This is a genomic window from Burkholderia sp. MSh2, from assembly GCF_000731655.1.
Classification (GTDB): Bacteria; Pseudomonadota; Gammaproteobacteria; order Burkholderiales; family Burkholderiaceae; genus Burkholderia; species Burkholderia paludis.
The window spans coordinates 58189-81232 of record NZ_JPGM01000001.1; the positions used below are offsets into that span (position 1 = coordinate 58189).

Annotated in this window: 20 protein-coding genes; 12 read left to right on the forward strand and 8 right to left on the reverse strand. The window is 70.4% G+C overall.

From position 1 onward, the window contains the following. Window positions 1-173: 173 nt before the first annotated feature. A complete protein-coding gene (locus tag GQ57_RS00260) occupies window positions 174-1238 on the reverse strand; it encodes a phytoene/squalene synthase family protein (RefSeq protein ID WP_031396706.1) in 1065 nt (354 codons plus the stop codon). Between the two features lie 374 nt (window positions 1239-1612). On the opposite strand from GQ57_RS00260, the gene GQ57_RS00265 reads away from it, so the two are divergent. After that, a complete protein-coding gene (locus GQ57_RS00265; protein WP_031396707.1) occupies window positions 1613-2755 on the forward strand; it encodes a glycerophosphodiester phosphodiesterase in 1143 nt (380 codons plus the stop codon). Window positions 2756-2833: 78 nt separating this feature from the next. Here the strand turns inward: GQ57_RS00265 and GQ57_RS00270 are convergent, their stop codons facing one another. Then, window positions 2834-4459 carry a rhodanese-related sulfurtransferase gene (locus tag GQ57_RS00270; protein ID WP_034196727.1) on the reverse strand — a complete coding sequence of 542 codons (1626 nt, stop codon included), beginning with the start codon at window positions 4457-4459 and terminating at the stop codon, window positions 2834-2836. Between the two features lie 82 nt (window positions 4460-4541). Continuing rightward, on the reverse strand, window positions 4542-5108 hold the full coding sequence (locus tag GQ57_RS00275; RefSeq protein WP_034196728.1) for a cysteine dioxygenase: 567 nt from the start codon (window positions 5106-5108) through the stop codon (window positions 4542-4544). 17 nt (window positions 5109-5125) lie between these two features. On the opposite strand from GQ57_RS00275, the gene GQ57_RS00280 reads away from it, so the two are divergent. Then, window positions 5126-6100 (forward strand): LysR family transcriptional regulator, encoded by a 975-nt coding sequence (locus GQ57_RS00280; RefSeq protein WP_174923047.1) that lies wholly within the window; start codon window positions 5126-5128, stop codon window positions 6098-6100. 55 nt (window positions 6101-6155) lie between these two features. Here GQ57_RS00280 and GQ57_RS00285 read toward each other — a convergent pair whose 3' ends face one another. Then, window positions 6156-7484, reverse strand: a complete 1329-nt coding sequence (locus GQ57_RS00285) for an acyl-CoA dehydrogenase family protein (protein WP_034196730.1) — start codon at window positions 7482-7484, stop codon at window positions 6156-6158. Window positions 7485-7795: 311 nt separating this feature from the next. On the opposite strand from GQ57_RS00285, the gene GQ57_RS00290 reads away from it, so the two are divergent. The 8 genes from GQ57_RS00290 to GQ57_RS00325 all read left to right on the forward strand — a co-directional run bounded on the left by GQ57_RS00290 (window position 7796) and on the right by GQ57_RS00325 (window position 15895). Beyond that, a complete protein-coding gene (locus tag GQ57_RS00290) occupies window positions 7796-8881 on the forward strand; it encodes an LLM class flavin-dependent oxidoreductase (protein ID WP_031396712.1) in 1086 nt (361 codons plus the stop codon). A 20-nt stretch (window positions 8882-8901) separates the two neighbouring features. Then, window positions 8902-9741: a class II aldolase/adducin family protein gene (locus GQ57_RS00295; protein WP_034196731.1), complete on the forward strand. Its 840-nt coding sequence runs from the start codon at window positions 8902-8904 to the stop codon at window positions 9739-9741. 31 nt (window positions 9742-9772) lie between these two features. After that, a complete protein-coding gene (locus GQ57_RS00300) occupies window positions 9773-10795 on the forward strand; it encodes an ABC transporter substrate-binding protein (protein ID WP_031396714.1) in 1023 nt (340 codons plus the stop codon). Window positions 10796-10799: 4 nt separating this feature from the next. Then, window positions 10800-11897 (forward strand): ABC transporter permease, encoded by a 1098-nt coding sequence (locus tag GQ57_RS00305; protein ID WP_034196732.1) that lies wholly within the window; start codon window positions 10800-10802, stop codon window positions 11895-11897. Continuing rightward, window positions 11891-12706 (forward strand): ABC transporter ATP-binding protein, encoded by an 816-nt coding sequence (locus GQ57_RS00310; RefSeq protein WP_034196733.1) that lies wholly within the window; start codon window positions 11891-11893, stop codon window positions 12704-12706. The genes GQ57_RS00305 and GQ57_RS00310 overlap by 7 nt, the downstream gene beginning before the upstream one ends. A 50-nt stretch (window positions 12707-12756) precedes the next feature. Further along, the gene (locus GQ57_RS00315; protein WP_034196734.1) at window positions 12757-13947 is read left to right on the forward strand and encodes a c-type cytochrome; all 1191 of its coding nucleotides are present in this window, start codon (window positions 12757-12759) and stop codon (window positions 13945-13947) included. A gap of 37 nt (window positions 13948-13984) precedes the next feature. After that, window positions 13985-14938 (forward strand): ABC transporter substrate-binding protein, encoded by a 954-nt coding sequence (locus GQ57_RS00320; protein WP_034196735.1) that lies wholly within the window; start codon window positions 13985-13987, stop codon window positions 14936-14938. 90 nt (window positions 14939-15028) lie between these two features. After that, complete coding sequence (locus tag GQ57_RS00325) at window positions 15029-15895, forward strand: MOSC domain-containing protein (protein ID WP_034196736.1); 867 nt, start codon at window positions 15029-15031, stop codon at window positions 15893-15895. A gap of 61 nt (window positions 15896-15956) precedes the next feature. Here the strand turns inward: GQ57_RS00325 and GQ57_RS41225 are convergent, their stop codons facing one another. The 4 genes from GQ57_RS41225 to GQ57_RS00340 all read right to left on the reverse strand — a co-directional run bounded on the left by GQ57_RS41225 (window position 15957) and on the right by GQ57_RS00340 (window position 20093). Continuing rightward, window positions 15957-16157, reverse strand: coding sequence for a hypothetical protein (locus GQ57_RS41225; RefSeq protein ID WP_152603153.1), 201 nt, complete (start codon window positions 16155-16157; stop codon window positions 15957-15959). A 242-nt stretch (window positions 16158-16399) separates the two neighbouring features. Continuing rightward, entirely contained in the window at window positions 16400-17797 is a 1398-nt protein-coding gene (locus GQ57_RS00330) for a sensor histidine kinase (RefSeq protein WP_034196843.1), read from the reverse strand. Between the two features lie 250 nt (window positions 17798-18047). Then, window positions 18048-18728, reverse strand: coding sequence for a response regulator (locus GQ57_RS00335; RefSeq protein WP_031396721.1), 681 nt, complete (start codon window positions 18726-18728; stop codon window positions 18048-18050). A 123-nt stretch (window positions 18729-18851) separates the two neighbouring features. After that, window positions 18852-20093, reverse strand: coding sequence for a multidrug effflux MFS transporter (locus GQ57_RS00340; RefSeq protein ID WP_034196737.1), 1242 nt, complete (start codon window positions 20091-20093; stop codon window positions 18852-18854). A gap of 113 nt (window positions 20094-20206) precedes the next feature. On the opposite strand from GQ57_RS00340, the gene pdxR reads away from it, so the two are divergent. After that, a complete protein-coding gene (gene pdxR, locus GQ57_RS00345) occupies window positions 20207-21709 on the forward strand; it encodes a MocR-like pyridoxine biosynthesis transcription factor PdxR (protein ID WP_034196738.1) in 1503 nt (500 codons plus the stop codon). Between the two features lie 209 nt (window positions 21710-21918). Then, a complete protein-coding gene (locus GQ57_RS00350) occupies window positions 21919-23019 on the forward strand; it encodes an ABC transporter substrate-binding protein (protein ID WP_034196739.1) in 1101 nt (366 codons plus the stop codon). The last annotated feature ends 25 nt before the right edge of the window (window positions 23020-23044 follow it).

Genomic DNA, 23044 nt, shown 5'->3' on the forward strand with positions numbered 1-23044 from the left:
CGGCTGACGCTGCGATTCACGTCGCCGCGCAGGATCGCCGACGTTCATGACACCCACGTTTCGCGAAACGAAATAATGAAAACGTTTCAGCGGGTGTTGGGGAAATCGGACAGGAACGGCCCAGCGAGCGCGGGCCGAGGGGGCGACGCCGGCACCTGGCGTGCCGGCATCGTTCAGCGCGCCGCGGGCTGCACGAGCCGCGCGTTCACCGCAGCGGCGAGCGCGCCCGTGCGCGCCCGGATCGCCGCATTCGAGCCGACGAGCGCGAGCGACGAGGCCATGATCCGGTAGATGCGCTTTCTCGGCACCTTGGCCGGCCTGGCCGGATCGAGCCACGCGTCGTGGGCGGCCAGCAGTTCGAGCGTTTCGAGGCCGATCATGATCGGCCACAGGCACGCGAGCCGCAGCCGCACGAAGCGGCGCGGGATCGCGAGCGTATACAGGCACGCGTCGCGATACTGGTCGAGCGTCACGCGCAGCAGGTCGACCAGCACGCCGCGCGCGCGCGCCGACGCGTCGGACGACATCAGGTCGGCAACGCCCAGCCCGTGCCCGCCCAGCACGTCGTCGGGCAGGTAGCAGCGGCCGATGCGCAGATCCTTCGCGCAATCGCGCAGGATGTTGGTCATCTGCAACGCCTTGCCGAACCGGATGCCCTTCTCGCGCATGTCCGGCAAGTCCCAGCGCCGCGCGGCACGCGTATGCATGCCCGTCATGTCGGTCCAGAACTCGCCCACGCAGCCGGCGACGAGATACGTGTAGCGATCGAGCGCGTCGCGCGTCGGCAACGACGCGACCTGCCCCGACTGCTCGTCCGGGAAGGTGCGCAGGTCGAACTCCATCCCGGCCGTCAGCGTCGCGACCACCTTGCGGATCGACGCGCTGTCCGCTTCCGGCTGGGTGCGCAGCAGCGCGAGCATCGGCTCCATCGAGCCGAGCAGCACCAGTTCGTGCGAATCGGTCTGCATCCGCGTCACGTCGTCGAGCGAGCGCGCCAGCGCCGCGCCGTCGCCGAGCCGCTCGATCTCGTTGCGCAGGTCGGTCAGCAACGCCGCCCGGCGATCGGGCGCGACGAGCGCCGTGTCGGCGATCGTGTCGGCCGCGCGCGCGAGCAGGTACGCGAGGCCGACCGGGTCGCGCATGCCGTCGGGCAGCACGCGCAGCGTCAGGTAGAAGGAGCGGGAAACATTCTTCAGCAGGTCGCCGAGCAGGAAGGCGGAATCGGTTCGGGTCGTCATGGATCGGGAAGAATCGGCCGGCGCGGGCCCCGGCCCCAGACGGGCGCCGGACGCCCGCGCCGGGCCGCGAGTCGCCGCATCGTCGCGCCGGACGGGCGTCGGCCCCGGCGCGGCGATGCAAAATTCCCGCAAGTTTAGTGCATCCGGCACGCCGCCTGCCCGAGACGCGCCGAAAGCCGCACGCGCGGAGCCGCCCCGACCGGCCCCGATACGGGTATCGCGCCCCGATAAAACAAAATGGAAAGCATGAAGTAATACATATGTAATTATTCGGTGCGACGATCGCGTCCCGATCTAATCCGCGTCGCACGGCAGACTGCTGCACGGCCGGAGCGACCGCCCTTTTCCGACTCCCGTTTCGAAGGTTCACCGACATGCTCTTCAAGCGCCCGACCGCCCTGCGCTGCATCCCGTTCGCCTGTGCCGCCGCCCTCCTGCTCGCCGCATGCGGCGGCGACGACCTGAGCGCCGATCCCACCCGGCCGATTTCCGCGAAGGTCCAGGTGGTCGGCCATCGCGGCGCGAGCGCGCTGCGCCCCGAACACACGCTCGCGTCGTACCGCAAGGCGATCGAGGACGGCGCGGACGTGATCGAGCCCGATCTCGTGTCGACCCGCGACGGCGTGCTCGTCGCCCGCCACGAGAACGAGATCTCGGGCACGACCAACGTGTCGACGCTGCCGCAGTTCGCGAACCGCAAGGCGACCAGGACCATCGACGGCACGCAGCTGACGGGCTGGTTCACCGAGGATTTCACGCTCGCCGAACTGAAGACGCTGCGCGCCCGCGAGCGCATTCCGCAGGTACGCCCCGCGAACACCGCGTACAACGACCAGTTCGAAATCCCGACCTTCGACGAGATCGTCGCGCTCGCGAAGCAGATGTCCGCGCAGACCGGCCGCACGATTCACCTGTATCCGGAGACCAAGCATCCGACCTACTTCCAGTCGATCGGCCTGCCGCTTGAAGACCGTCTCGTCGACGCGCTGCTGAAGGATTCGTACACGGCCCGCACCGCGACCGTCTACATCCAGTCGTTCGAAGTCGCGAACCTGAAGGCGATCCGCAACCGGATCAAGTCGAGCCAGCCGAACTGGAAGCTCGTGCAGTTGATGGACGAAGCCGGCCAGCGCCCGTACGACTTCGTGAAAGCGAACGACAAGCGCACCTACGGCGACCTGTCGACGCGCGACGGCATGCGCGAGATCGCGACCTATGCGAACGGCGTCGGCCCGTACAAGACGTCGATCATCACGGTCGCGGCGGACGGCACGCTGCAGCAGCCGACGCCGTACGTGCGCTACGCGCACGAGGCCGGCCTCGTCGTGCATCCGTACACGTTCCGCCCGGAGAACAACTTCCTGCCCGCATCGCTGAAGGACAGCGGCACGCCGGCCGCGCGCAACACCGCCGGCTCGGTGCGCGAGATCCAGGCGTACCTGCGCGCGGGCATCGACGGCTTCTTCACCGACGATCCGGCGGTCGGCCGCACGGCCGTCGATACGTTCAAGCGCTGAGCGCGCCGGACGCCAACCGTTCGCGGCCAAGGGCGCGGCGCATCGCAGGCCGCGCCGCGCCCGGTGGCGCGGCAGCGGTCAGATCACGTTGAAATGATGCGTGCCGTCGCGCTTCAACTGGTCGACCAGCCCGTATTCCCAGTCGAGATACGCCTGCATCGCGGCGGCCGCGTTGTCGGTGCCTTCGTACGGGCGCCGGTAGCGGTCGATGCGCGGTGACGCGAGGCGCGTCTCGCCGCTTTCGAGCGGCAGCCCGGCCTCGATCCAGGCGGCCGTGCCGCCGGTCAGCACCGCAATGCCGGCGGATGCCGGCAGCAGCGCGCGGGCGTCGTCCGCCGCGAAGCGCGCGAGCAGGCTCGATCCGCACGTGAACACGTAGCGCCGCGCGGGCGGAATCGCCGCGAGCGCGTCGCGCAGCAGCGCGCGCACGGCAAACCACGCGCCCGGAACGTGGCGCGTCACGTAGTTCGCGCTGGCCGTCACGTCGACGATCGCAAGCTCGCCGGGCGCGGCCTCCTTCAGCCAGCCCGCGAGCGTCGCGGGCGACACGTCGGTCACGGGCGGCGTCGCCGGCACGTCGCGCGGCGGCTGGCCGCGCTCGCCGAACGCCTGCGCGCCGGCCGGCTCGACGACCCGCACGTCCCAGCCCATCTGCGCGAGCCACGATGCGGTCATGTCCGCCCGCACGCCGTCGTCGTCGGCGAGCACGATCCGCGCGCCGCGCACGGCGGCGTGATGGTCGGTCTCCTGCACGAGCTGGCCGCCCGGCGTGCTCAGGAAACCCGGCAGATGGCCGGCCTCGTATTCCTCCGGCGTGCGCACGTCGAAGCGGTACAGCGTGCGGCCCGGCTCGTCGAGCGCGGCGACGTCCGCCAGCGCGATGCGCGGCACGCCCGCGCGTTCGGCCACCGCGCGTGCCGCCGCGCGCGCCTCGGCGCGCTGCGTCGCGTCGATGTCGTCCGGAAAGCGTCGCGCGGCGCCGCGCTCGAGCGTCTGCCCCGCCAGCGTCCAGCCGATCGTGCCGTTGCGCAGCGCGGCGACCGGATTCGGCAGCCCCGCGTTCACCAGCGACTGCGTGCCGATGATGCTGCGCGTGCGGCCCGCGCAGTTGACGACCACCTGCGTCGCCGGGTCCGGCGCGAGCGCGCGCACGCGCAGCACGAGTTCCGCGCCCGGCACGCTCGTCGAGGTCGGGATGTTCATCGTCTGGTATTCGTCGAAACGGCGCGCATCGACGATCACGACGTCGGCCTTCGCGTCGATCAGCGCCTGCACCTCCTGCGCGGACAGCGACGGCGTGTGCCGTTCGGCCTCGACCCATTCGCCGAACGACTTGCTCGGCACGTTCACGTCGATGAACAGCTCGCCGCCCGCGGCGAGCCAGCCCGCGAGGCCGCCGTCGAGCAGCCGCACGTCGGTGTAGCCGAGTCGCGCGAGCTGCGCGGCCGCGCGCGGTGCGAGATCCTCGCCGCCCGCCTCGCCGAACACGACGATCGGCGTATCGCGGCGCGGAATCCGCGTCCACGCGTCGAGTTCGAGCTTCGACAGCGGAAAATTGGCGGCCCACAGCGGGTGGCCCTGCGCGTACGGATCTTCCTCGCGTACGTCGATCAGCGCGATCTCGTCGCGGGCCAGCAGGCGCGCGCGCACGTCCTGGTACGACGCGACGGGAAAGCGGGAAGTGGAATCGGCGGATTGCGTCACGGTGTCTGTGTCTCGAATACGTTGATGTCGTTGAAAAAATGCGGAACGGTCGAATCATGGCCCCGCCTGGGCGGGCCCGGCGTCAGGCGTTCGAATACCCCGATACGAAAGGCTTCACGGTGCCGTCGTCCAGGTACACCGCGCGCTCGACCTTGCCGATGTTCGCGCCGTACACGTGGATGCTGATCGACACCCGGTCGGCGAACGCATTGGTCACGCGATGGACGTCGCCGATGCGCGGCGACACGGCCTCGACCTCGCCGGGCTGCAGCCGCACCGCGTCGCCCGCCGGCACGGGCCGGCCGGCCGCGTCGAACCGGTACGGCTGCGAGTACTCGCCGCCGCGCAGCATCCCGATCAGCCCCCACACGGTGTGGTCGTGGATCGGCGTCGTCTGGCCGGGCCCCCACACGAAGCTGACGACCGAAAACCGCTCGTCGGGATCGAGATGCAGCAGGTATTGCCGGTAGCGCGCCGGATCGGGCTCGGCGAACGCGTCGGGCAGCCAGTCGTCGCGTTCGACCAGCGCGGCGAGCAACGCGCCGCCCTCGTCCAGGATGCGCGCCTCGTTCGCGCCGGACGCGAGCAGCGTGCCCAGACCGTCGACGAACGGACGCAGCGGCGTGCGATGCAGCGAAAGCGTACTCATCGGCTGGCTCCTCGAATATGATGCCGAATATGATGGATCGTCATGATGCACCCGAAAGACCATGCAGAACAAACATGAAAATTAGCGATATCGATGCTTTTGCAGCGGTCGTCCGCTGCCAGACCCTGAGCCAGGCCGCGGCCGAACTCGGCATGACGCAGCCCGCGATCACGCGGCGCGTCCAGAATCTCGAGGAAGCGCTCGGCGTGATCCTGCTCGATCGCAACACGAAACCGCCGCGCCCGACCGACATCGGCCGGCAGGTCTTCGAGCAGTGTCGCGCGATCCTGCGCGAAGTCGACGCGCTGCGCGAGTTGACGGCCGGCGAGCAGCCGCCCGCCGGCGCATTCCGGATCGGGCTCACGCAGGGGCTCGGCGAGCTGATGCTGCCCGCGCTGATCGCGGAGCTCGCCGCGCAATGGCCCGCGCTCGCGACGCAGGTCACGACCGCGTGGGGCGGCATGCTCGTCGAGCGCGTCGCCCGCCGGGAACTCGATGCGGCGCTCGTGTTCCTCGCGCGCGAGATGGCGCTGCCGGCCCAGGTCGAAGGCGAACGGCTGCTGGCCACGCGGCTCGTCGCGGTCGGCCGCAAGGGCGACTGGCCGCGGCGCAGCTACCGGCTCGCCGATTGCCACGCGCGCGGCTGGGTGCTCAATCCCGACGGCTGCGGCTTTCGCGCGGGCCTGCGGCGCGCGCTCGACGCGCAGGGCCTGCCGATGCCGGTCACGCTCGACACCTACAGCCGCGACCTGCAACTGCAGAGCGTCGCGAACGGCTTCGGCATCGGGCTGATGCCGCTGCCGCTCGTCGAAGGCAGCCCGCTGCGCGACGCGCTCGACATCGTGCCGCTCGCCGACTTCAAGCCGCAGGTCGATCTGTGGCTGCTGCGCCGGCCCGATGCGGCCCGTTTCGGTGCGCCGCTCGCGGCCGTCGCCGCGCATGCGCGCACGGCGTTCGCGCTGCCCGAGCAGGCTCAAGGCAAGGCGGCGTGACCGCGCAGGGCGGCAGCGCCCCGCCCGGCCGGCCCATGCGGCCGCCCGGCGCGGCTCATGCATCGCTTCGACCGCGTCCGGCCTCGCGGCCCGGCACCCCGCCCGCCGCTGCCGTCGTCTCGTCCCGGCTCACCGCTTCCAGCACCGCCCGCCCGGCCGCCACCGCGATCGCGTCGTCCTGCGGCGTATGCACGCGGCTGCACAGCACGTCGCGATAGTGGCGTTCGAGCGGGTTGGTCCGGCTCAGCCCGTGATTGCCCGACAGCTTCAGCGCCTGCTCGACCGCCCGAATCGCATGCTCGGTGACGGTCCGCTTCACGAGGCCGCTCGTCGTGACCGGCGGCGCATGGCCCGCATCGGTGCGCGCGATGTGGTCGTCCAGCAGCACGCGGTTCGCATGCAGCCAGCCCTCGATTTCGCCGACCGCCTCCTGCACGCGCGGCAGCGTCGCGAGCGGCGCGCCCAGCCCGCTCGGCGCGCGGGTCGTCACGAACCCGGTCAGCCAGTCGCGCGACGCGCGCGCCACCGCGTCGTACAGGCTGCCGAGCAGCGCGACCATCCACGCCTGCTGGTCGGCCTGCGCGTCGGCATCCGCATGGGTTGCCGCCGAAACGGCCCAGGCGTCCGGCGCGCGGACGTCCACCGCGTGATCGGCCGGCAGCCGCACGTCGTCGAACACGACCTCGTGGCTGCCTGACGCTCGCAGGCCGAGGTGATTCCAGCTTTCGATCACGCGGATGCGATCGCCGTCCGCGTCGCGGTCGCGCGGCACGAGAAACACGCCGACCCGCGGCTGCGGCTCGTCGGTGCGCGCCCACACGGCCAGCCAGCGCAGCGCCGGGATTCCGGTGCTGTACAGCTTGTGGCCGGACAGGCGCCAGCCGTCGCCGTCGCGGCGCGCGACGGTTTCCGGCAGGCCGCCGCGCGACGGCGAACCGAGCGCGGGCTCGACCCGCAGCGCGTTGATCAGCGCCCCGTGCGACACCGCGCTGTCGAACACCGCGCGCCGCACCTGCGCGGGCCAGCGGTTGTCGGCACGGCCGAGCGCGCGATGCTGCAGATAGGTCATCGTCAAGACCAGCGCGGTCGCCGGGTCCGCGTGCGCGACGGCGGCCACGATCCGGCTCGCCCGCGCGAGCGTCGCGCCGGCGCCGCCGTGCTCGCGCGGCACGACCTGCGCGATCAGCCCCGCGCGCTGCAGCCGCGCGAAGTTCTCGTGCGGGAAACGGCCGTCGACGTCGTTGCGGGCCGCATCGGCGGCCAGCTCCGGCGCGAGGCGGTCGAGCAGCGCGGCGATGCGTGCGTCGTCGGCATCGTCGGTGGGCAGAAGGCGCAGCGACGGCGGCTGCGGCAAGGGCGTGGAAGCGGCAAGGCTGGCGGACATCGAGACGAATTCCCTGGGTCGGACGGATAGGCGGCAAGCACGGCAAGGGCCGCAACCGCGGCGATCGAGCGCCGCGCGGCGCGGCCGCCCGCGGAGCCCGCGGAACCGGCAAAACGGACGGAACGCGCGGGCGCCCGCGCGCCCGATCGTTCGCGAGCCCACAGCGTATGCGCTGCCCGGACGCGCCCAAACCATGCAAATCTGATATTCAAATCGGGATTGATTATTTCCGTTCCGCATGATCCCGGCGTTAACCTGCGCTCCATTCCTGCCCGGCCGCGTGCCGGGACGTCCCTGCACCGGAGACCCAGATGAGCGTCGAATTCATCGGCATGATCCAGAGCCAGAAGCAGTCGGAAATCCACCCGCCGTCAGGCCCGACGGTCGACCCCGACTACGTGCGCGACTTTGCGCGCGCCCACGAGACGGCCGGCTTCGACCGGATCCTCGTGCCGCATCACTCGACCGGGCCGTCGGCGACGTTGACGATCGCATTCGCGGCGGCCGCGACCGAGCGCATCCATTTCATGCTCGCGCATCGTCCTGGCTTCACCGCGCCGACGCTCGCCGCCCGGCAGATCGCGACGCTCGACCAGTTCAGCCGCGGCCGGCTCGCCGTGCACTTCATCTCCGGCGGCTCGGACGCCGAGCAGCAGCGCGACGGCGACTTCCTCGACCACGACGCGCGCTATGCGCGCACCGACGAATACCTCGGCATCCTGCGGCGGATCTGGACCGAGACGCAGCCGTTCGATCACGACGGCGCGCACTACCGGTTCACGCAGGGCTTTTCGGAAGTGAAGCCGCTGCAGCAGCCGCACGTGCCGATCTACTTCGGCGGCGCGTCGGAAGCCGCGCTCGCGGTGGCCGGCAAGCACGCGGACGTCTACGCCCTGTGGGGCGAATCGCTCGACCAGGTGCGCGACCTGACGACGCGCGTGCGCGCCGAAGCCGCCCGGCACGGCCGGCAGGTGCGTTTCTCCGTGTCGTTCCGCCCGATCCTCGCCGCGACCGAGGACGAAGCCTGGGCGCGCGCGCATCGCATCCTCGACGAAACGCGCCGGCTGCGCGAAGCGGCCGGCCTCGGCGCCGGCGGCCCGCAACAGAGCGAAGGCGCGCGCCGCCTGCTGGCGGCCGCCGAACGCGGTTCGCGCGTCGACAAGCGGCTGTGGACCGAGATCGCGAAGCTCACCGGCGCGCGCTCGAATTCGACGGCGCTCGTCGGCACGCCCGAACAGGTCGCCGACGCGCTGCTCGACTACTACGACCTCGGCGTCACGACCTTCCTGATCCGCGGTTTCGATCCGCTCGAGGATGCGATCGACTATGGCCGCGAACTGATTCCGCGCGTGCGCGATGCGGTCGCCGCGCGCGACGCGGCCCGCCACGCCGCCTGATCCGACCGGAGACCCACACGATGTCCGCCGTTCTGTCCACGCCCGAGCGCACCGCGTCGGGCCTCGTCCTTGCCGACACGCCACGCCAGCATTTCTGGTTCGACCCGCCCGCGCCGCGCGCCGACGTCGCCGCCGAACGCCGCCATCGGCAGGAACGGCTCGCGGGCGCGTTCCGCCTGTTCGCGCGCGCCGGTTTCGCGCAAGGCCTCGCCGGCCACATCACCGCGCGCGATCCCGAACTGCCCGACCACTTCTGGGTGAATCCGCTCGGCGTGCATTTCTCGCAGATCAAGGTGTCCGACCTGCTGCTCGTCAACGCCCGCGGCGAAACGGCGATCGGCACGCGGCCGCTGAACAAGGCCGCGTTCGCGATCCATGCGGCGATCCACGAAGCGCATCCGCAGGTCGTCGCCGCCGCGCATACGCATTCGACCTACGGCAAGGCATGGTCGACGCTCGGCCGTCCGCTCGATCCGCTCACGCAGGACGCCTGCGTGTTCTACGAAGACCACGCGCTGTTCGACGACTTCACGGGGATGGTCGTCGACACGAGCGAAGGCGCACGGATCGCCCACGCGCTCGCGAAGCCGGACGGCGGCACGCACAAGGGCGCGATCCTGAAGAACCACGGAATCCTGACCGCCGGCCCGACGGTCGAGGCCGCCGCCTGGTGGTACCTCGCGCTCGACAACGCCGCGCATACGCAGTTGCTGGCCGAGGCGGCCGGCACGCCGCAGCCGATCGACCACGCGACCGCGCGCCATACGCACGGCCAGATCGGCGGCCCCGACGGCGCGCTGCATGCATTCGACAGCCTGTTCGCGCGCGTCGTCGCCGACGAACCCGACCTGCTCGACTGAACGCCATCCCGCACGACCGGAGACCGACGACATGACCCGCACCACCGCACCCGCGCCCGACGACACCCGCCGCAGGCTGCTGCGCGCGGCAGGCGCCGCCGCGCTCGCCGCGCCGGCGATCACGCTCGGCCGCAAGGCCTGGTCCGCGCCGCCGCTGAAGAAGCTCACGTTCGCGTGGAACCAGAACGCGTTCTGCCTGACGCCGATCGTCGTCGCGCAGGAACGCGGCTTCTTCGAGAAGAACGGCCTGAAGGTCGACCTGATCAACTACAGCGGCTCGACCGACCAGCTGCTCGAATCGATCGCGACCGGCAAGGCCGATGCCGCGGTCGGGATGATCCACCGCTGGCTGAAGCCGCTCGAAGCCGGCTTCGACGTGAAGATCATCGGCAGCTCGCACGGCGGCTGCGTGCGGCTCGTCGGCGCGAAGGCGGCCGGCGTCACGACGCTGCAGGCGCTGAAGGGCAAGACGGTCGGCGTCAGCGACCTGGCCGCGCCCGGCAAGCATTTCTTCTCGATCCTGCTCGCGAAGAACGGCATCGATCCCGAGCGCGACATCACGTGGCGGCAGTATCCGGCCGACCTGCTCGGCGTCGCGGTCGACAAGGGCGAGATCCACGCGATCGCCGACGGCGACCCGAACCTCTATCTGCTCGAGAAGCGCAGCAACGGCGCCTATACGGAGCTGGCGACGAACCTGTCCGGCGAATACGCGCGCAAGGTGTGCTGCGTGATCGGCGCGCGCGGCGACCTCGTGCGCAACGACCGGCCGTCGGCCGCCGCGCTCGCGCGCTCGATCGTGCAGGCCACCGAGTTCACGCACGACAACCCGAACGAAGCCGCGAAGGTGTTCGCGAAGTATTCGCCGAAGATCAGCCCCGACGACCTGCGCAAGCTCTACGCGACGCTCACCTACACGCACCACCCGACCAACGTCGACCTGCAGCAGGAAATCGCGTTCTATGCGGACGATTTCCGCCGCATCAACGTGCTGAAGAAAAGCACGGACCCGCAGCGCTTCGCGCAGCAGGTTTATGCAAACGTGCTGGGGTGACGCGATGTCGACGATCGAACACGCTCCCCCCTCGCGCGCCGGCGCCGCCGCGCCGGCCGGCGGCAGTACCGCCCCTTCCGCGGCCCGCGACGCCTGCACGGCCTGCGAGGCCACGCTGGCGGCCGACGCCCGCCGCGCGCGCTTCTGGCCGACCGGCCTCGCCGCCGCGCTCGCCTGGGCCGCGCTCGGCGCGCTCACGCACCTGTGGCCGAACCGCATCGTCGGTTTCAGCGACTGGGCGTACACCGATACGTTCGGCACGGCCGCGTGGACCGTCGCGGCGCTGCTGCTCGCCGCCGCGACGCTCGGCCATCTCGTGCCCGCGACGCGCACGCGGCTCGCGCGCGTGCGCCCGGCCGGCCCGTGGCTCGTCGCGCTGCCGCTCGTGCTCGCCGCCTGGGAAATCCTCACCGCGAAGACCGGCTGGCTGCCGACGCCGTTCTTCGCGCCGCCGCAGGCGCTGATCGAGGTGTACGTCGACGACTGGCCGCGCCTGCTCGGCAGCGCCGGCAACACGCTGAAGCTGCTCGCGCTCGGCTTCGCGTACGGCGTCGCGGTCGGTTTCGCGGTCGGCGTCTCGATCGGCTGGTCGCGCCGGATCGGCTACTGGGTGCATCCGGTGCTGCGCGTGCTCGGCCCCGTGCCGGCCACCGCGCTGCTGCCGCTCACGTTCTACTTCTTCCCGTCGAGCTACTCGGCCGCCGCGTTCCTGATCGCGCTGGCGACCGGCTTCCCGGTCGCGGTGCTCACCTGGTCGGGGGTCGCGAGCGTGAACAAGCAGTACTACGACGTCGCGCGCACGCTCGGCGCGAACGCGCGCTTCCTCGTGCTGCGCGTCGCGATTCCGGCCGCGCTGCCGCACGTGTTCGTCGGCATCTTCATGGGGCTGAGCGCGTCGTTCACCGTACTGGTCGTCGCCGAGATGATGGGCGTCAAGTCGGGGCTCGGCTGGTATCTCAGCTGGGCGCAGGGCTGGGCATCGTACGTGAACATGTATGCGGCGCTGATCGTGATGGCGCTGCTGTTTTCCGGGCTGATCGCGCTGCTGTTCGCGGTGCGCGACCGTGTGCTCGCGTGGCAGAAGGGAACCGTCAAATGGTAAGCGCCGCCGTACTCGAAGAACCGTCCGTTGCCGCCGCGCCCGCCGCCACGCCGCGCGGCGCACGCATCGACATCCGCCGCGTGAGCCATGCGTTCGACGGCCCCGGGGGCCCGCTGCCGGTGCTCGACGACGTCACGCTGTCGGTCGCGGCCGGCGAATTCGTCGCGCTGCTGGGCCCGAGCGGCTGCGGAAAGTCGACGCTGCTGCGCCTCGTCGCGGGCCTCGACGCCGCGCGGCAAGGCACGATCGCGCAGGACGGCGCGCCGATCGCGCAGCCCGATCCGTCGCGCATCGTCGTGTTCCAGGATCCGACGCTGTACCCGTGGCGGCGCGTGCGTGCGAACGTCGCGCTCGGACTCGAGGCGCGCGGCGTGGCGCGCACCGCGCAGCACCGCGTCGACGATGCGCTCGCGCGCGTCGGGCTGCAGGATTTCGCGAACGTGTTCCCGCATCAGTTGTCCGGCGGAATGGCGCAGCGCGTCGCGCTCGCCCGAGCGCTCGTCAACGATCCGCGCCTGCTGATTCTCGACGAGCCGCTCGGCAAGCTCGATTCGCTGACGCGGCTCACGATGCAGGCCGAACTCACTGCGCTGTGGCAGCGCGACGGGTTTTCCGCGCTGCTCGTCACGCACGACGTCGAGGAAGCGTTGTTCCTCGCGCAGCGCGTGATCGTGTTCGGGCCGCGCCCGGCGCGGATCGTCGCCGAATTGCGCGTCGACCTGCCCTACCCGCGCCATCGCGGCGACCCGCGCCTCGCGGCGCTGCGCCACGAGGCGCTGCGCCATCTCGGACTCGATGCGAGCTGGTAGATGCGCGGTGCGGTTCGACGATCGGCCGCTGCCCGGCGGAGACGCACGCGATGAATGCACCGCCGTTCTCCGACTGGGCGCTCGCGTTCCTGCAACTGCTGTATCGCGCGCAAACGGCATTGGCGCGCGTGCTGCATGCGGTCGGCCTGACCGGCGACGCCGACGGCCAGGCCGCGTGGCCGTGGCTGCATCGCGTCGCGCTCGAAACGCTGCGCATCGATGCGGGACTCACGCGGCAACTCGCGTGTGCGTTCGCGGCGACGGCGCTCGCGGCGGTGCTCGGCTTCGTCGCGCTCGCTTCGCGCCGGCTGCGTGTCGCCTCCGCGCTCGCGGCGCTCGCCGCCGCATGGTTCGCCCCGTGGCCGCCGTCGTCACTGTGGCTCGCCCCCGCCGTGCCGACGAGCTTCCAGCGCGATCCCGCGCCGTTCTCGGTGGCGAACGTGATGCGCGGCGCACACCTGTATGCGCAACACTGCGCGGCCTGCCACGGCGCGGACGGCCGCGGCGAAGGGCCGCTCGCCGCCACGCTCGCGCACTGGCCGCCGACCTTCGCCGGTACGCTGCTCGCCCGTCGTCTCGACGGCGAGCTGTTCTGGCGCGTACGCCACGGCACGCACGACGAACGCGGCGCATCGACGATGCCCGGCTTCGCGGCGACGCTCGACGCGCAGGACACGTGGGCCGTGCTCGACTACCTGAAAGCGCTGGCCGCGGGCAGCGGCGCGCAAGCCGAGGGCGCGTGGCCCGTGCCGGTGCCGTTGCCCGCGCTCGACGTGCGTTGCGGCGCCGCCGCGCCGCAACCGCTCGAGCGCTGGCGCGAAGGCCAGCGCGTGCGCATCGTCGCGCTTGCGCCGGATGCCGCGCCGCCGCCCGAGGATGCGCGCTGGCAGACCTTGCTCGTCACCGCGCGCGGCGCGCCCGTGCCGCCGGCCACCGGCACGCGGGCGAACTGCGTCGCGGCGACGCCCGACGCGTGGCTCGCGTTCGCGACGATCGCGGGCGTGGCGCCCGAGGCCCTCGGCGGCACGCAACTGCTTGCCGACCGCCGCGGCTGGCTGCGGGCACGCGCGTTGCCCGGCAGCGCCGGCTGGTCGGATGCCGACCTGCTGTGCCGCGCCGATGCGGCCGCACGGCCGACCGCGCCCGCTGCGCCGGCCGCGAACTCCGACGCACTGACCGCGCTGCTGCTGCGCGTCGACGCCGAGCCCGTGCGCGACGTGCAGGCCGGGCTCGCGCACTGACTTTCCGAACCGCTCTCTCGAACGACCGAACGACACGATGAATCCGACCCGACGCCATTTCCTCGCGCAGGCAAGCGCCCTCGCCACGATCGCCGCGGCCCCGGCCGCATTGCGCGCGCAATCGGGCGCGCGGCCGCTGCTGCGCGCCGGCGATCAGAAAGGCGGGCTGCGCGCGCTGCTCGAAGCCGCCGGCGAGTTGAACGGCCTCGCGTACGACATCGCGTGGACCGAGTTCCCGGCCGCCGCGCCGCTCGCCGAAGCGTTGAACGCGGCCGCCGTCGACTGCGGGCCGATCGGCGACGCCCCGGTGATCTTCGCGCTCGCATCCGGCGCCGCCATCAGGGTGATCGGCGCGAACCGCTCCGATCCGTACGGCACGGCCGTGCTCGTGCGGCCCGACGCGACGCTGAACGGCGCGGCCGACCTGAAGGGCAGGCGCATCGGCACCACGCGCGGCTCGATCGGCCATTTCGTCACGCTGAAGGCGCTCGACGCGGCCGGCCTGCCGCCCGATGCGGTGTCGTTCCGCTTCCTGCCGCCGGCCGACACGATGCTTGCGCTCGCCACCGGTTCGATCGACGCATGGGCAACCTGGGAGCCCTACACCGCGCTCGCCGAAACGAGCGGGCGGGCGCGCGTGCTCGTCAACGGCCGCGGGCTGTGGTCGGGCCTCAGCTATCTCGCGGCCACCCACGCGGCGATCGCCTCGAAGCGCGACGTGCTGCGCGATTTCCAGCAGCGCGTCGTGCGCGCGCAAACCTGGTCGTACCGGCACGCGGACGCCTATTCCGCGACGCTCGCCCGCATCATCGGCATTCCGCCGGCCGCCGCGAAGCTGCAGTTCGAGCGCCGCAACACGCGCTGGCTGCCGCTCGACGCAAGCGTCATCGCCGAACAGCAGCGTACCGCCGACTTCTACCTGAAGGCCGGACTGCTGCGCCAGCCGCTCGACGTGCGCCCGACCTTCGACACGGGCTTCCCGCTCGCCTGACGGGCCGGTGCGGCGGCGGCCGACCGCCGCACCGGCGCCGGCCCGATCTGGCACAATCGCGATTCGACCATCCCGCCATCGGCCAGCGTCATGCCCGCCATCACCGAACTCTTCGTCTACCCGATCAAGTCATGCGCCGGCATCGCGCTGTCGCGCGCGCAGTTGCTCGAAACCGGCCTTGCATACGACCGTCACTGGCTGATCACGCATCCCGACGGCCAGATGATCACGCAGCGCACGCACCCGCGCCTCGCGCTGATCCGTACCTCGCTCGACAGCGATGCGCTCGTGCTGAATGCGCCGGGCATGCGCGAGATCCGCACGCCGCTCGACGGCGACGTGTCGCCCGCCACGCCGAAAATGGCCGCAACCGTGTGGCGCGACACCGTCGATGCGATCGACACGGGCGCCGAAACGGCCGCGTGGCTCACCGAATTCCTCGGCATGCCCGCGAAGCTCGCGCGCTTCGGGCCCGACGCGCGGCGCGGCTGCAATCGCAAGTGGACCGGCGAGATCGACACGCACACGCAGTTCGCGGACGGCTATCCGCTGCTCGTGATCGGCCAGTCGTCGCTCGACGACCTGAACGCGCGGCTCGCCGCCAAGGGCGCCCCGGCGATTCCGATGAACCGCTTCCGCCCGAACATCGTCGTGTCGGATCTCGACGCGTACGAAGAGGATTTCATCGAGCACCTCGACACCGAAGGTGCGGCGGCCGTGCGACTGCGACTCGTGAAGCTGTGCACGCGCTGCCCGATGCCGACGATCGACCAGGTCACCGGCGCGCCCGATCCCGCGTGGCCGCACGAGCCGACCGACACGATGCAGACCTATCGCGCGAACCCCAACTTCGATGGCGCGCTGACGTTCGGCATCAACGCGATCGTCGTGCGCGGCGCGGGGCGCTTTCTGGAGGTCGGGCAGGCGCTCGAGGCGGAAATCGGGTTCGGCGATTAGACAATCGCAAACCCGCATGCGCGGCGCAACGCGCTGAATCGGAAAGTGGCGCATGCGCTCATTAACCGCGATGCGCCCAGGTAATCGTGCCGGAGCCCTGCAGCGAACCCGAGCCTTGCGGATGATCGAATTCCGGGTGAAAAGCGGCGACAAAGTGGATGGCGGGCACCTGTCCCTTTCCTGACGTGACGTGCCCACCGCTGATCCTGAATCGTTTGACGAAAATCTCCGGCAAAACTTCTGCATCGAGTGTCGTGGCCATGACCTTGTCCTCATTTAATTGTGGAAAATCAAGGCTCACTCACGAATCATCGAAACGAAGCCGCATATCAAACGGCCCATTCAGCATAGGCCGGTTAATATGATTTTTGTCTGCCATAAATAACAGCATGCCCGGATATTATAAAAAACATTAATTCTTATAATTAATCATTCCGATTTTATCGAACCTCGCCGGCGGGCATCTCCGCCGGCGCCCCGGGCAACCCGTTGCGGAAGGTGTTCCTAAAGGCTGGCCGGCAGCACCACCGTGACGACCAGCCCGCCGCCCGCCGCATCCGCGAGCGTCACGCCGCCCTGATGCACGCGCGCAATCTCGCGCACGATCGACAGCCCAAGCCCCGTTCCTTCGACCGTCTGCGTCTTGCTGCCGCGGTGGAAACGCTCGAACACCGCGTCACGTTCGTCCGCCGGAATGCCCGGCCCGTTATCGAGCACGTCGAGCCGCGCGTGTTCGCCGTCGCGCGACACGCGCACGGTTATCACCGCCCGGTCGCCCGCGTAACGGATCGCGTTGTCGATCAGGTTGCCGATCAGCTCGCCGAGCAGATCGGACTGCCCGTGCACGTCGACGTCGGCCTCGTGCTCGAAGCCCAGATCGATGCCGCGCGCACGCGCGACCGGCGACCAGTCGAGCGTCACGCTGCGCGCGAGCCGGTGCAGCGCGACCGGCTTGTGCGTGACCGCGTGGCCGCTGTCCGAGTCGAGCCGCGACAGCGACAGCAACTGCTGCACGATTTTCGCGGCCTGCCGCACCGCGCCGTTCGCGCGCCGCAGGTGGCCGTTCGCGCGCGGCTGCTCGTCGGGCCGCAGCGCAAGCTCAACGCCCGCCTGCACGGCCGCGAGCGGCGTCTTCAACTGATGGGCCGCATCAGCGAAGAAGCGCCGCCGCGCGACCTGCATCCGCTGCGTGCGGCCGATGTACTGGTTGATCGATTCGACGAGCGGCGCGAGTTCGCTCGGCATCGCGCCGGTGTCGAGCGGTGTGGGGTCGTCCTCGCTGCGCGCGGCGACCGTCGCCGACAGCCGGTTCAGCGGCCGCAGCCCGCGCCCGACGCCGAGCCACACGATCCCGAGCGCGAGCACGACGAGCAGCCCTTCCTGCAGCAGCGACCCGATCAGGATCTCGCGCGCGAGCGCCTGGCGTGCCTCGATCGTCTCGCCGACCATCACCCACACGATGCGCGACTGCGCGGTCGGCACGTCGTGTACCGGAATGCGCAACGCGGCCATCCGCAACTGCTCGCCGCGATAGACGACGTCGTAGTAGCGCGTGACGAACAGTGCGCCGTCGCCCGCGGCGCGCCCCTGCGGCAGCGGCAGGTCGGGATAGCCGGTGATCGTGTGGCCGTTGTCCTCGCGGATCAGGTAGTAGATCTTGCCGCCGTCGCTCGATTCGAGCATTTCGAGCGCGAGATACGGCAGGTCGACCTCGATCTCGCCGTCATTGAGCCGCACGCCTTCGCGGATCGACTTCAGCGACGACGACAGCGTGCGGTCGAACGCGACGTGCGCGGCGCTCATCGCGCGCTGGTAGGTGAGCCACGAGTCGAGCGCGAGCAGGCCGAGCAGCGGCAGCAGCAGCCACAGCGCGACCTGGGTGCGCAGGTTCGGGCGGAGCATCATGCGTCCCGCCGGGCCGCCCGAAGGGGCGCTGCGGCGAATTCGCGGAGCATCGCTTTGCGCCCGCGCAGCCGGCCGGCTTCACAAAGCCGGCCGTGGACGACATGCGCCCCGCCGGCGAGCCGCGAACGTGTCGATCCGGAGTTAGCGCCTTCGGCGCTTACTCCGGTCCCATGCAACGCCGTCGATCCGGAGTGGCGCTTGGGCACGCACTCCGATCCCATCCAACGCAAGCGGGCGTCGGGGCCGTTCACTCCGCCGTCCCCGCCTTCGCTTCCAGCAGATAACCGAGCCCGCGCAGCGTGACGATCGCGACGCCCGTGTTCTCGAGCTTCCTGCGCAGCCGGTACACGTAGATCTCGATCGCATCGGCGTTGACCGACTCGTCGAGCCCGAAAATCTTCTCCGACAGCGTTTCCTTGTTGATCGCGCGGCCGTTGCGCAGGATCAGCACCTCGAGCACCGAACGCTCGCGCGGCGTGAGCGACAGCGGCTCGCCCGCGAGATGGAAGCTACGGTCGATACTGTCGTACGAAAGCGGCCCGCATTCGACCCGCGCATGCTCGTGGCCGAGGCTGCGGCGGATCAGCGCGCGGGCGCGCGCCTCCAGTTCGGTCAGCTCGAACGGCTTCGCGAGATAGTCGTCGGCGCCGAGATCGAGCCCCTTCACGCGATCCTCGACCGAGCCGTGCGCGGTCAGGATCAGCACCGGCACCGGATTGCGCCGCGCGCGCAGCCGCCGCAGCACTTCCAGCCCGTCGAGCTTCGGCAGCCCGAGATCGAGGATCACCAGCGCGTAATCCTGCGTGCGCAGCACGTGGTCGGCCGCCTCGCCGTCCGCCATGTGATCGACCGCGAAGCGCGCCGCGCTCAGCGCGTCATGCAGCGACTGGGCGAGGTTCGGATTGTCTTCGACGAGCAGCACACGCATGGGGAGTCCGGTAAGGTCAGCGACAGGCCGCTACATTACATGATCCTTTCCATGGCGACGCCTCGCGAAAACACCGGTTGCGCCGCCCGCGCGGGCGCGCCGTATTCGCCTCCGGCCGCCGGTTCACCGGTCCGCGGCGGGACGATTGCGCGCCCCGAAACGCGCCTCGCCGGCCGCGCGCGGCTCGCGCAGCCCGACGACCACCGCCACGAACGCGACGCTCGCGGCGGCCGTCACCGCGATCATCGGGCGCGCGGTGCCGTCCGACAGCCATGCAAGCACGCCGCCGCACGCGGCCGTGATCGACATCTGGATAAAGAAGAACAGCCCGGACGCCGTGCCGGCGATGGTCGTGTACGGCTGCATCACCGCAAACTGACAGGCCGGAATCGCGATCCCGACGGCGATCATCACGACGAACATCGGCACGACGAGCGCCGCCGCCGCCGTCGGGGCGAACGTGCCGGCCGCCCACAGCGCCGCGGCGCCCGCCAGATTGACGCCGGCCGCCGCCGCGATCGCCGAATCGGCCTGCCAGCGGCCGCCGGTTCGCGCGAACAGGTTCGAGCCGATCAGGTAGCCGAGCACGGTCAGCCCGAAGATCGCCGCATAGACCGGGCCGGACACGCCCATTTGCCGCTGGAACAGCGTCGACGATTCCGCGATGAACGGGTAATACGTGCAGTACGCGAAGCTGATGGCGAGCGAATAGCGCAGGAAGCGGCGCTCGCGCAGCAGGCCCGCATACGTCCGCAGCAGCCCCGGGCCCGGGCCCGCCGGCCGCCGCGCGTCGGGCTCGCGAGTCTCGGGCAGGTAGCGCAGCACCATCGCCGTCGCGACCGCCCCGCCCGCCGCGAGGCAGCCGAATACGCCGCGCCAGCCGAGCCCCTCGGCGATCGCGCTGCCGGCCAGCGGCGCGAGCACCGGCGACAGCGCCATGCCGGCCGAAATGCGGCCGAGCATCGTGGCCTGCATCGCCGCCGGATAGCGCTCGCGCACGATGACACGCCCGATCACCGTGCCGCAGCAGCCGCCGAGCGCCTGGCAGATGCGCGCGACGACGAGCGTCGCGATGCTGTCCGACAGCGCGCAGCCGACGCTCGCGATCGCGTAGACGCACAGTCCGCCGAGCAGGACGGGGCGGCGGCCGCATCGGTCGGACAACGGCCCCGACACGAGCATCGACAGCGCATAGCCGACCATGTAGAGGGTCAGCGTGAGCTGCAACTGGGCGTCGGTGCCGTGCAGCGTGTCCGCCATCGCCGGCAGCGACGGCAGGTAGGCATCGATCGTCACGCGCGGCAGGCACACGACGAGCATCAACAGGAACAGCCAGCCCCACTGGGGCAAGGAACGCGTCTTCATGCGGGAGGTCCGTCTCCGGTCGAATGAGTTTGGGGTAAACAGGCTCGACAGCAATCTAAGGTCAAAGTGATATAAGCTGAAGGGCCATTAAATCGACCACCGACTAGACCACTATGCCGCGAGGCAAAGCCGCGATTCCCGTTGACCTGCCTTGCCCGCCGGGGCTGTCGACCGGCAGCCCGCAGTCGAAGCAGGTGTACATCGCCGACACGATTCGCGACGCGATCCTGAAGCGCCTGCTCCCCGGCGACAGCCCGCTGCCGTCCAGCCGCACCCTCGCCGCGCGCTGGGGCGTCGCGCGAGGAACCGTCGAGGCGGCGTACGACCTGCTGTGCTCCGAGGGCTACATCGCCCGCACGCAAGGGTCGGGGTCGCGGGTCTGCGCGGTGGTGCCGGACAGTTACCTGCGTGCGGGCGCGGCAACCGGCAACGACAACGGCGATGGCGATGGCGAGGCCCGCCAGCCCGACGCGCCCCGCATGCCGGCGGCCCCGACCGGCGCGGCCGCGCCCGAACAGGGCGTGCGCCCCGGCGTCCCGTTCGTCGCGCGCCTCGCCGATCCCGGCCTGATGCCGATGCAGCAGTGGAAAAAGGCGCTCGGCGCGAGCCTGCTCGCCGCGACGGCGGACGACCTCGGGGCGACGCCGTCGCAGGGCGTCGAAGGGCTGCGCGCCGAAATCGCCGCGTACTTGCGGGAATACCGCGGGATTCCGTGCGACGCCGGCGACATCTTCATCACGACCGGCATCCGGCATTCGATCGATCTCGTCGCGCGCACGCTGCTCGCGCCCGGTTCGACGGTGCTGATGGAGGATCCCGGCTACGCGTCGGCGTGGCACATTTTCAGGCTCGCGGGCGCGACCGTGATCGACGTGCCGGTCGACCGCGAAGGAATCGACACCGCATCGCTGGAGCGGCATCCCGATGCGCGCGCCGCCTATGTGACGCCCGCCCATCAGGCGCCGCTCGGCATCACGATGTCGGTGTCGCGCCGGCTCGAACTGCTCGACTGGGCGCAACGCAACCGCGCGTGGCTCATCGAGGACGACTACGACGGCGAATTCAGCTACCAGACCGCCCCGCTGCCCGCGCTGAAATCGCTCGATCGCTGCGACCGCGTCATCTATTGCGGATCGTTCAACAAGACGCTGTTCTCGGGGCTGCGCATCGGCTTCATGGTCGTGCCGGCGGAACTGCGGCCGGCGCTGTCGGCCGTGTGGCACGCGACCGCGCGCACGGTTGCGGCCGCGCCCCAACTTGCGCTGGCCCGCTTCATCGCGCACGGCGATTTCGCGAAGCACCTGCGCGCCGCGCGTCACGCGTACCGCCAGCGGCGCGACCTCGTGCTCGACCAGCTCGCGAAGCACGCCGGCGGGCGCTACACGGTGTCCGGCGAGCACGCGGGCTTTCATTTCGTGCTCTGGCTGCCGCCCGGGACGGACGAGGAAATGTATGTAGCGCAAGCCCGCGCGGCCGGCGTCGAATTGCAGCCGATCGGCGGGTTCTGCCGCAGCGCGCGGTGCGAAGCCGGTGTCGTCGTCGGGTACGCCGCACTCACGGCCGCGCACGCGCGGCACGGTGGCCGGCTGCTCGGCGAGCTGCTGGCCCGGCCTTAGCCGTCGCGAGCGCCGCCCCCGGCGGCGGCTCGCGTCTTCCGCACATCGAACCGTGCCACGCGCCGCGAAGGTGCGCGGCCGCCGCTTCGACCTCGGGAAATCCATGACTCAAACGGCGCGATTGTGAACGGAAATGAAAGCAGGCTGAAAGTGCCTCGCAATTAACATCCGCGTCACTCGTACAAAACCATGCATCACTGGAGGAAGACATGCCGTTTGCACCGAAGCACCTCGCCGCCGCGCTGGCGGTCGTTCTGGGCACTGCCGCCGGCAGCGCCGCCGCGCAGGTTCCGGCCGGGTATCCGGGGAATTACCAGGGCGTGATCGACGCCGCGAAGAAGGAAGGCAAGCTGATCGTCTACTCGACGACCGACACGGGCCTCGTGCGCCCGCTGATCAAGGACTTCGAAAGCCTGTACGGCGTGAAGGTCGAGTACAACGACATGAACAGCACCGAGCTGTACAACCGCTACATCAGCGAGAACGCGGCGAGCAGCACCAGCGCCGACGTGCTGTGGAGCTCGGCGATGGACCTGCAGGTCAAGCTCGTCAACGACGGGCTGATGGCATCGTACGATTCGCCCGAGACGCCGAACCTGCCGCAGTGGTCGCAGTACCAGAAGCAGGCGTACGGCACGACCTTCGAGCCGCTCGCGATCGTCTACAACAAGCGCCTGATCCCCGAGAACGAAGTGCCGACGACGCGCGCCGACCTGATCAGGCTGCTCACCACGCAGGCCGACAAGTTCAAGGGCAAGGTCACGACCTACGACATCGAGAAGTCGGGCGTCGGCTTCAACTACCTGACGCAGGACGCGCACGTGAACGAGAAGGTCACGTGGGAGCTCGTGAAGGCGATCGGCGCGACCGGCCCGAAGCTGCAGTCGAGCACCGGCGCGATGATGGAGCGGATCTCGTCGGGCGAGAACCTGATCGGCTACAACATCATCGGTTCGTATGCGTATGCGAAGGCGAAGAAGGACAAGTCGATCGGCTACGTGTTTCCGAAGGACTACACACAGGTCGTGAGCCGCCTCGCGACGATCTCGAAGAAGGCGAAGAGCCCGAACGCCGCGAAGCTGTGGGTCGACTACCTGCTGTCCAGGCGCGGCCAGACGCTGATCGCCAACCAGGCGAACCTGTACGCGATCCGCGCGGACGTGACCGGCGAAACGTCGGCCGCGAGCCTCACGAAGGAACTCGGCGATTCGCTGAAGCCGATCCAGATCGGCACCGGCCTGCTGGTCTATCTCGACCAGTCGAAGCGCCTCGCGTTCCTGAAGCAGTGGCAGCAGGCGATCAAGCGCTGATCCGCTGACCGCCGGCCGCCCGCCG

Coding starts and splice junctions, on each gene's coding strand:
- GQ57_RS00350 (WP_034196739.1), top strand. CDS start 21,919: ATGCCGTTTGCACCGAAGCACCTCGCCGCCGCGCTGGCGGTCGTTCTG.
- GQ57_RS00290 (WP_031396712.1), top strand. CDS start 7,796: ATGAGCGTCGAATTCATCGGCATGATCCAGAGCCAGAAGCAGTCGGAA.
- GQ57_RS00265 (WP_031396707.1), top strand. CDS start 1,613: ATGCTCTTCAAGCGCCCGACCGCCCTGCGCTGCATCCCGTTCGCCTGT.
- GQ57_RS00305 (WP_034196732.1), top strand. CDS start 10,800: ATGTCGACGATCGAACACGCTCCCCCCTCGCGCGCCGGCGCCGCCGCG.
- GQ57_RS00280 (WP_174923047.1), top strand. CDS start 5,126: ATGATGCCGAATATGATGGATCGTCATGATGCACCCGAAAGACCATGC.
- GQ57_RS00310 (WP_034196733.1), top strand. CDS start 11,891: ATGGTAAGCGCCGCCGTACTCGAAGAACCGTCCGTTGCCGCCGCGCCC.
- GQ57_RS00295 (WP_034196731.1), top strand. CDS start 8,902: ATGTCCGCCGTTCTGTCCACGCCCGAGCGCACCGCGTCGGGCCTCGTC.
- GQ57_RS00275 (WP_034196728.1), bottom strand. CDS start 5,108: ATGAGTACGCTTTCGCTGCATCGCACGCCGCTGCGTCCGTTCGTCGAC.
- GQ57_RS00300 (WP_031396714.1), top strand. CDS start 9,773: ATGACCCGCACCACCGCACCCGCGCCCGACGACACCCGCCGCAGGCTG.
- GQ57_RS00330 (WP_034196843.1), bottom strand. CDS start 17,797: ATGCTCCGCCCGAACCTGCGCACCCAGGTCGCGCTGTGGCTGCTGCTG.
- GQ57_RS00335 (WP_031396721.1), bottom strand. CDS start 18,728: ATGCGTGTGCTGCTCGTCGAAGACAATCCGAACCTCGCCCAGTCGCTG.
- GQ57_RS00320 (WP_034196735.1), top strand. CDS start 13,985: ATGAATCCGACCCGACGCCATTTCCTCGCGCAGGCAAGCGCCCTCGCC.
- pdxR (WP_034196738.1), top strand. CDS start 20,207: ATGCCGCGAGGCAAAGCCGCGATTCCCGTTGACCTGCCTTGCCCGCCG.
- GQ57_RS00285 (WP_034196730.1), bottom strand. CDS start 7,484: ATGTCCGCCAGCCTTGCCGCTTCCACGCCCTTGCCGCAGCCGCCGTCG.
- GQ57_RS00325 (WP_034196736.1), top strand. CDS start 15,029: ATGCCCGCCATCACCGAACTCTTCGTCTACCCGATCAAGTCATGCGCC.
- GQ57_RS00315 (WP_034196734.1), top strand. CDS start 12,757: ATGAATGCACCGCCGTTCTCCGACTGGGCGCTCGCGTTCCTGCAACTG.
- GQ57_RS00260 (WP_031396706.1), bottom strand. CDS start 1,238: ATGACGACCCGAACCGATTCCGCCTTCCTGCTCGGCGACCTGCTGAAG.
- GQ57_RS00340 (WP_034196737.1), bottom strand. CDS start 20,093: ATGAAGACGCGTTCCTTGCCCCAGTGGGGCTGGCTGTTCCTGTTGATG.
- GQ57_RS41225 (WP_152603153.1), bottom strand. CDS start 16,157: ATGGCCACGACACTCGATGCAGAAGTTTTGCCGGAGATTTTCGTCAAA.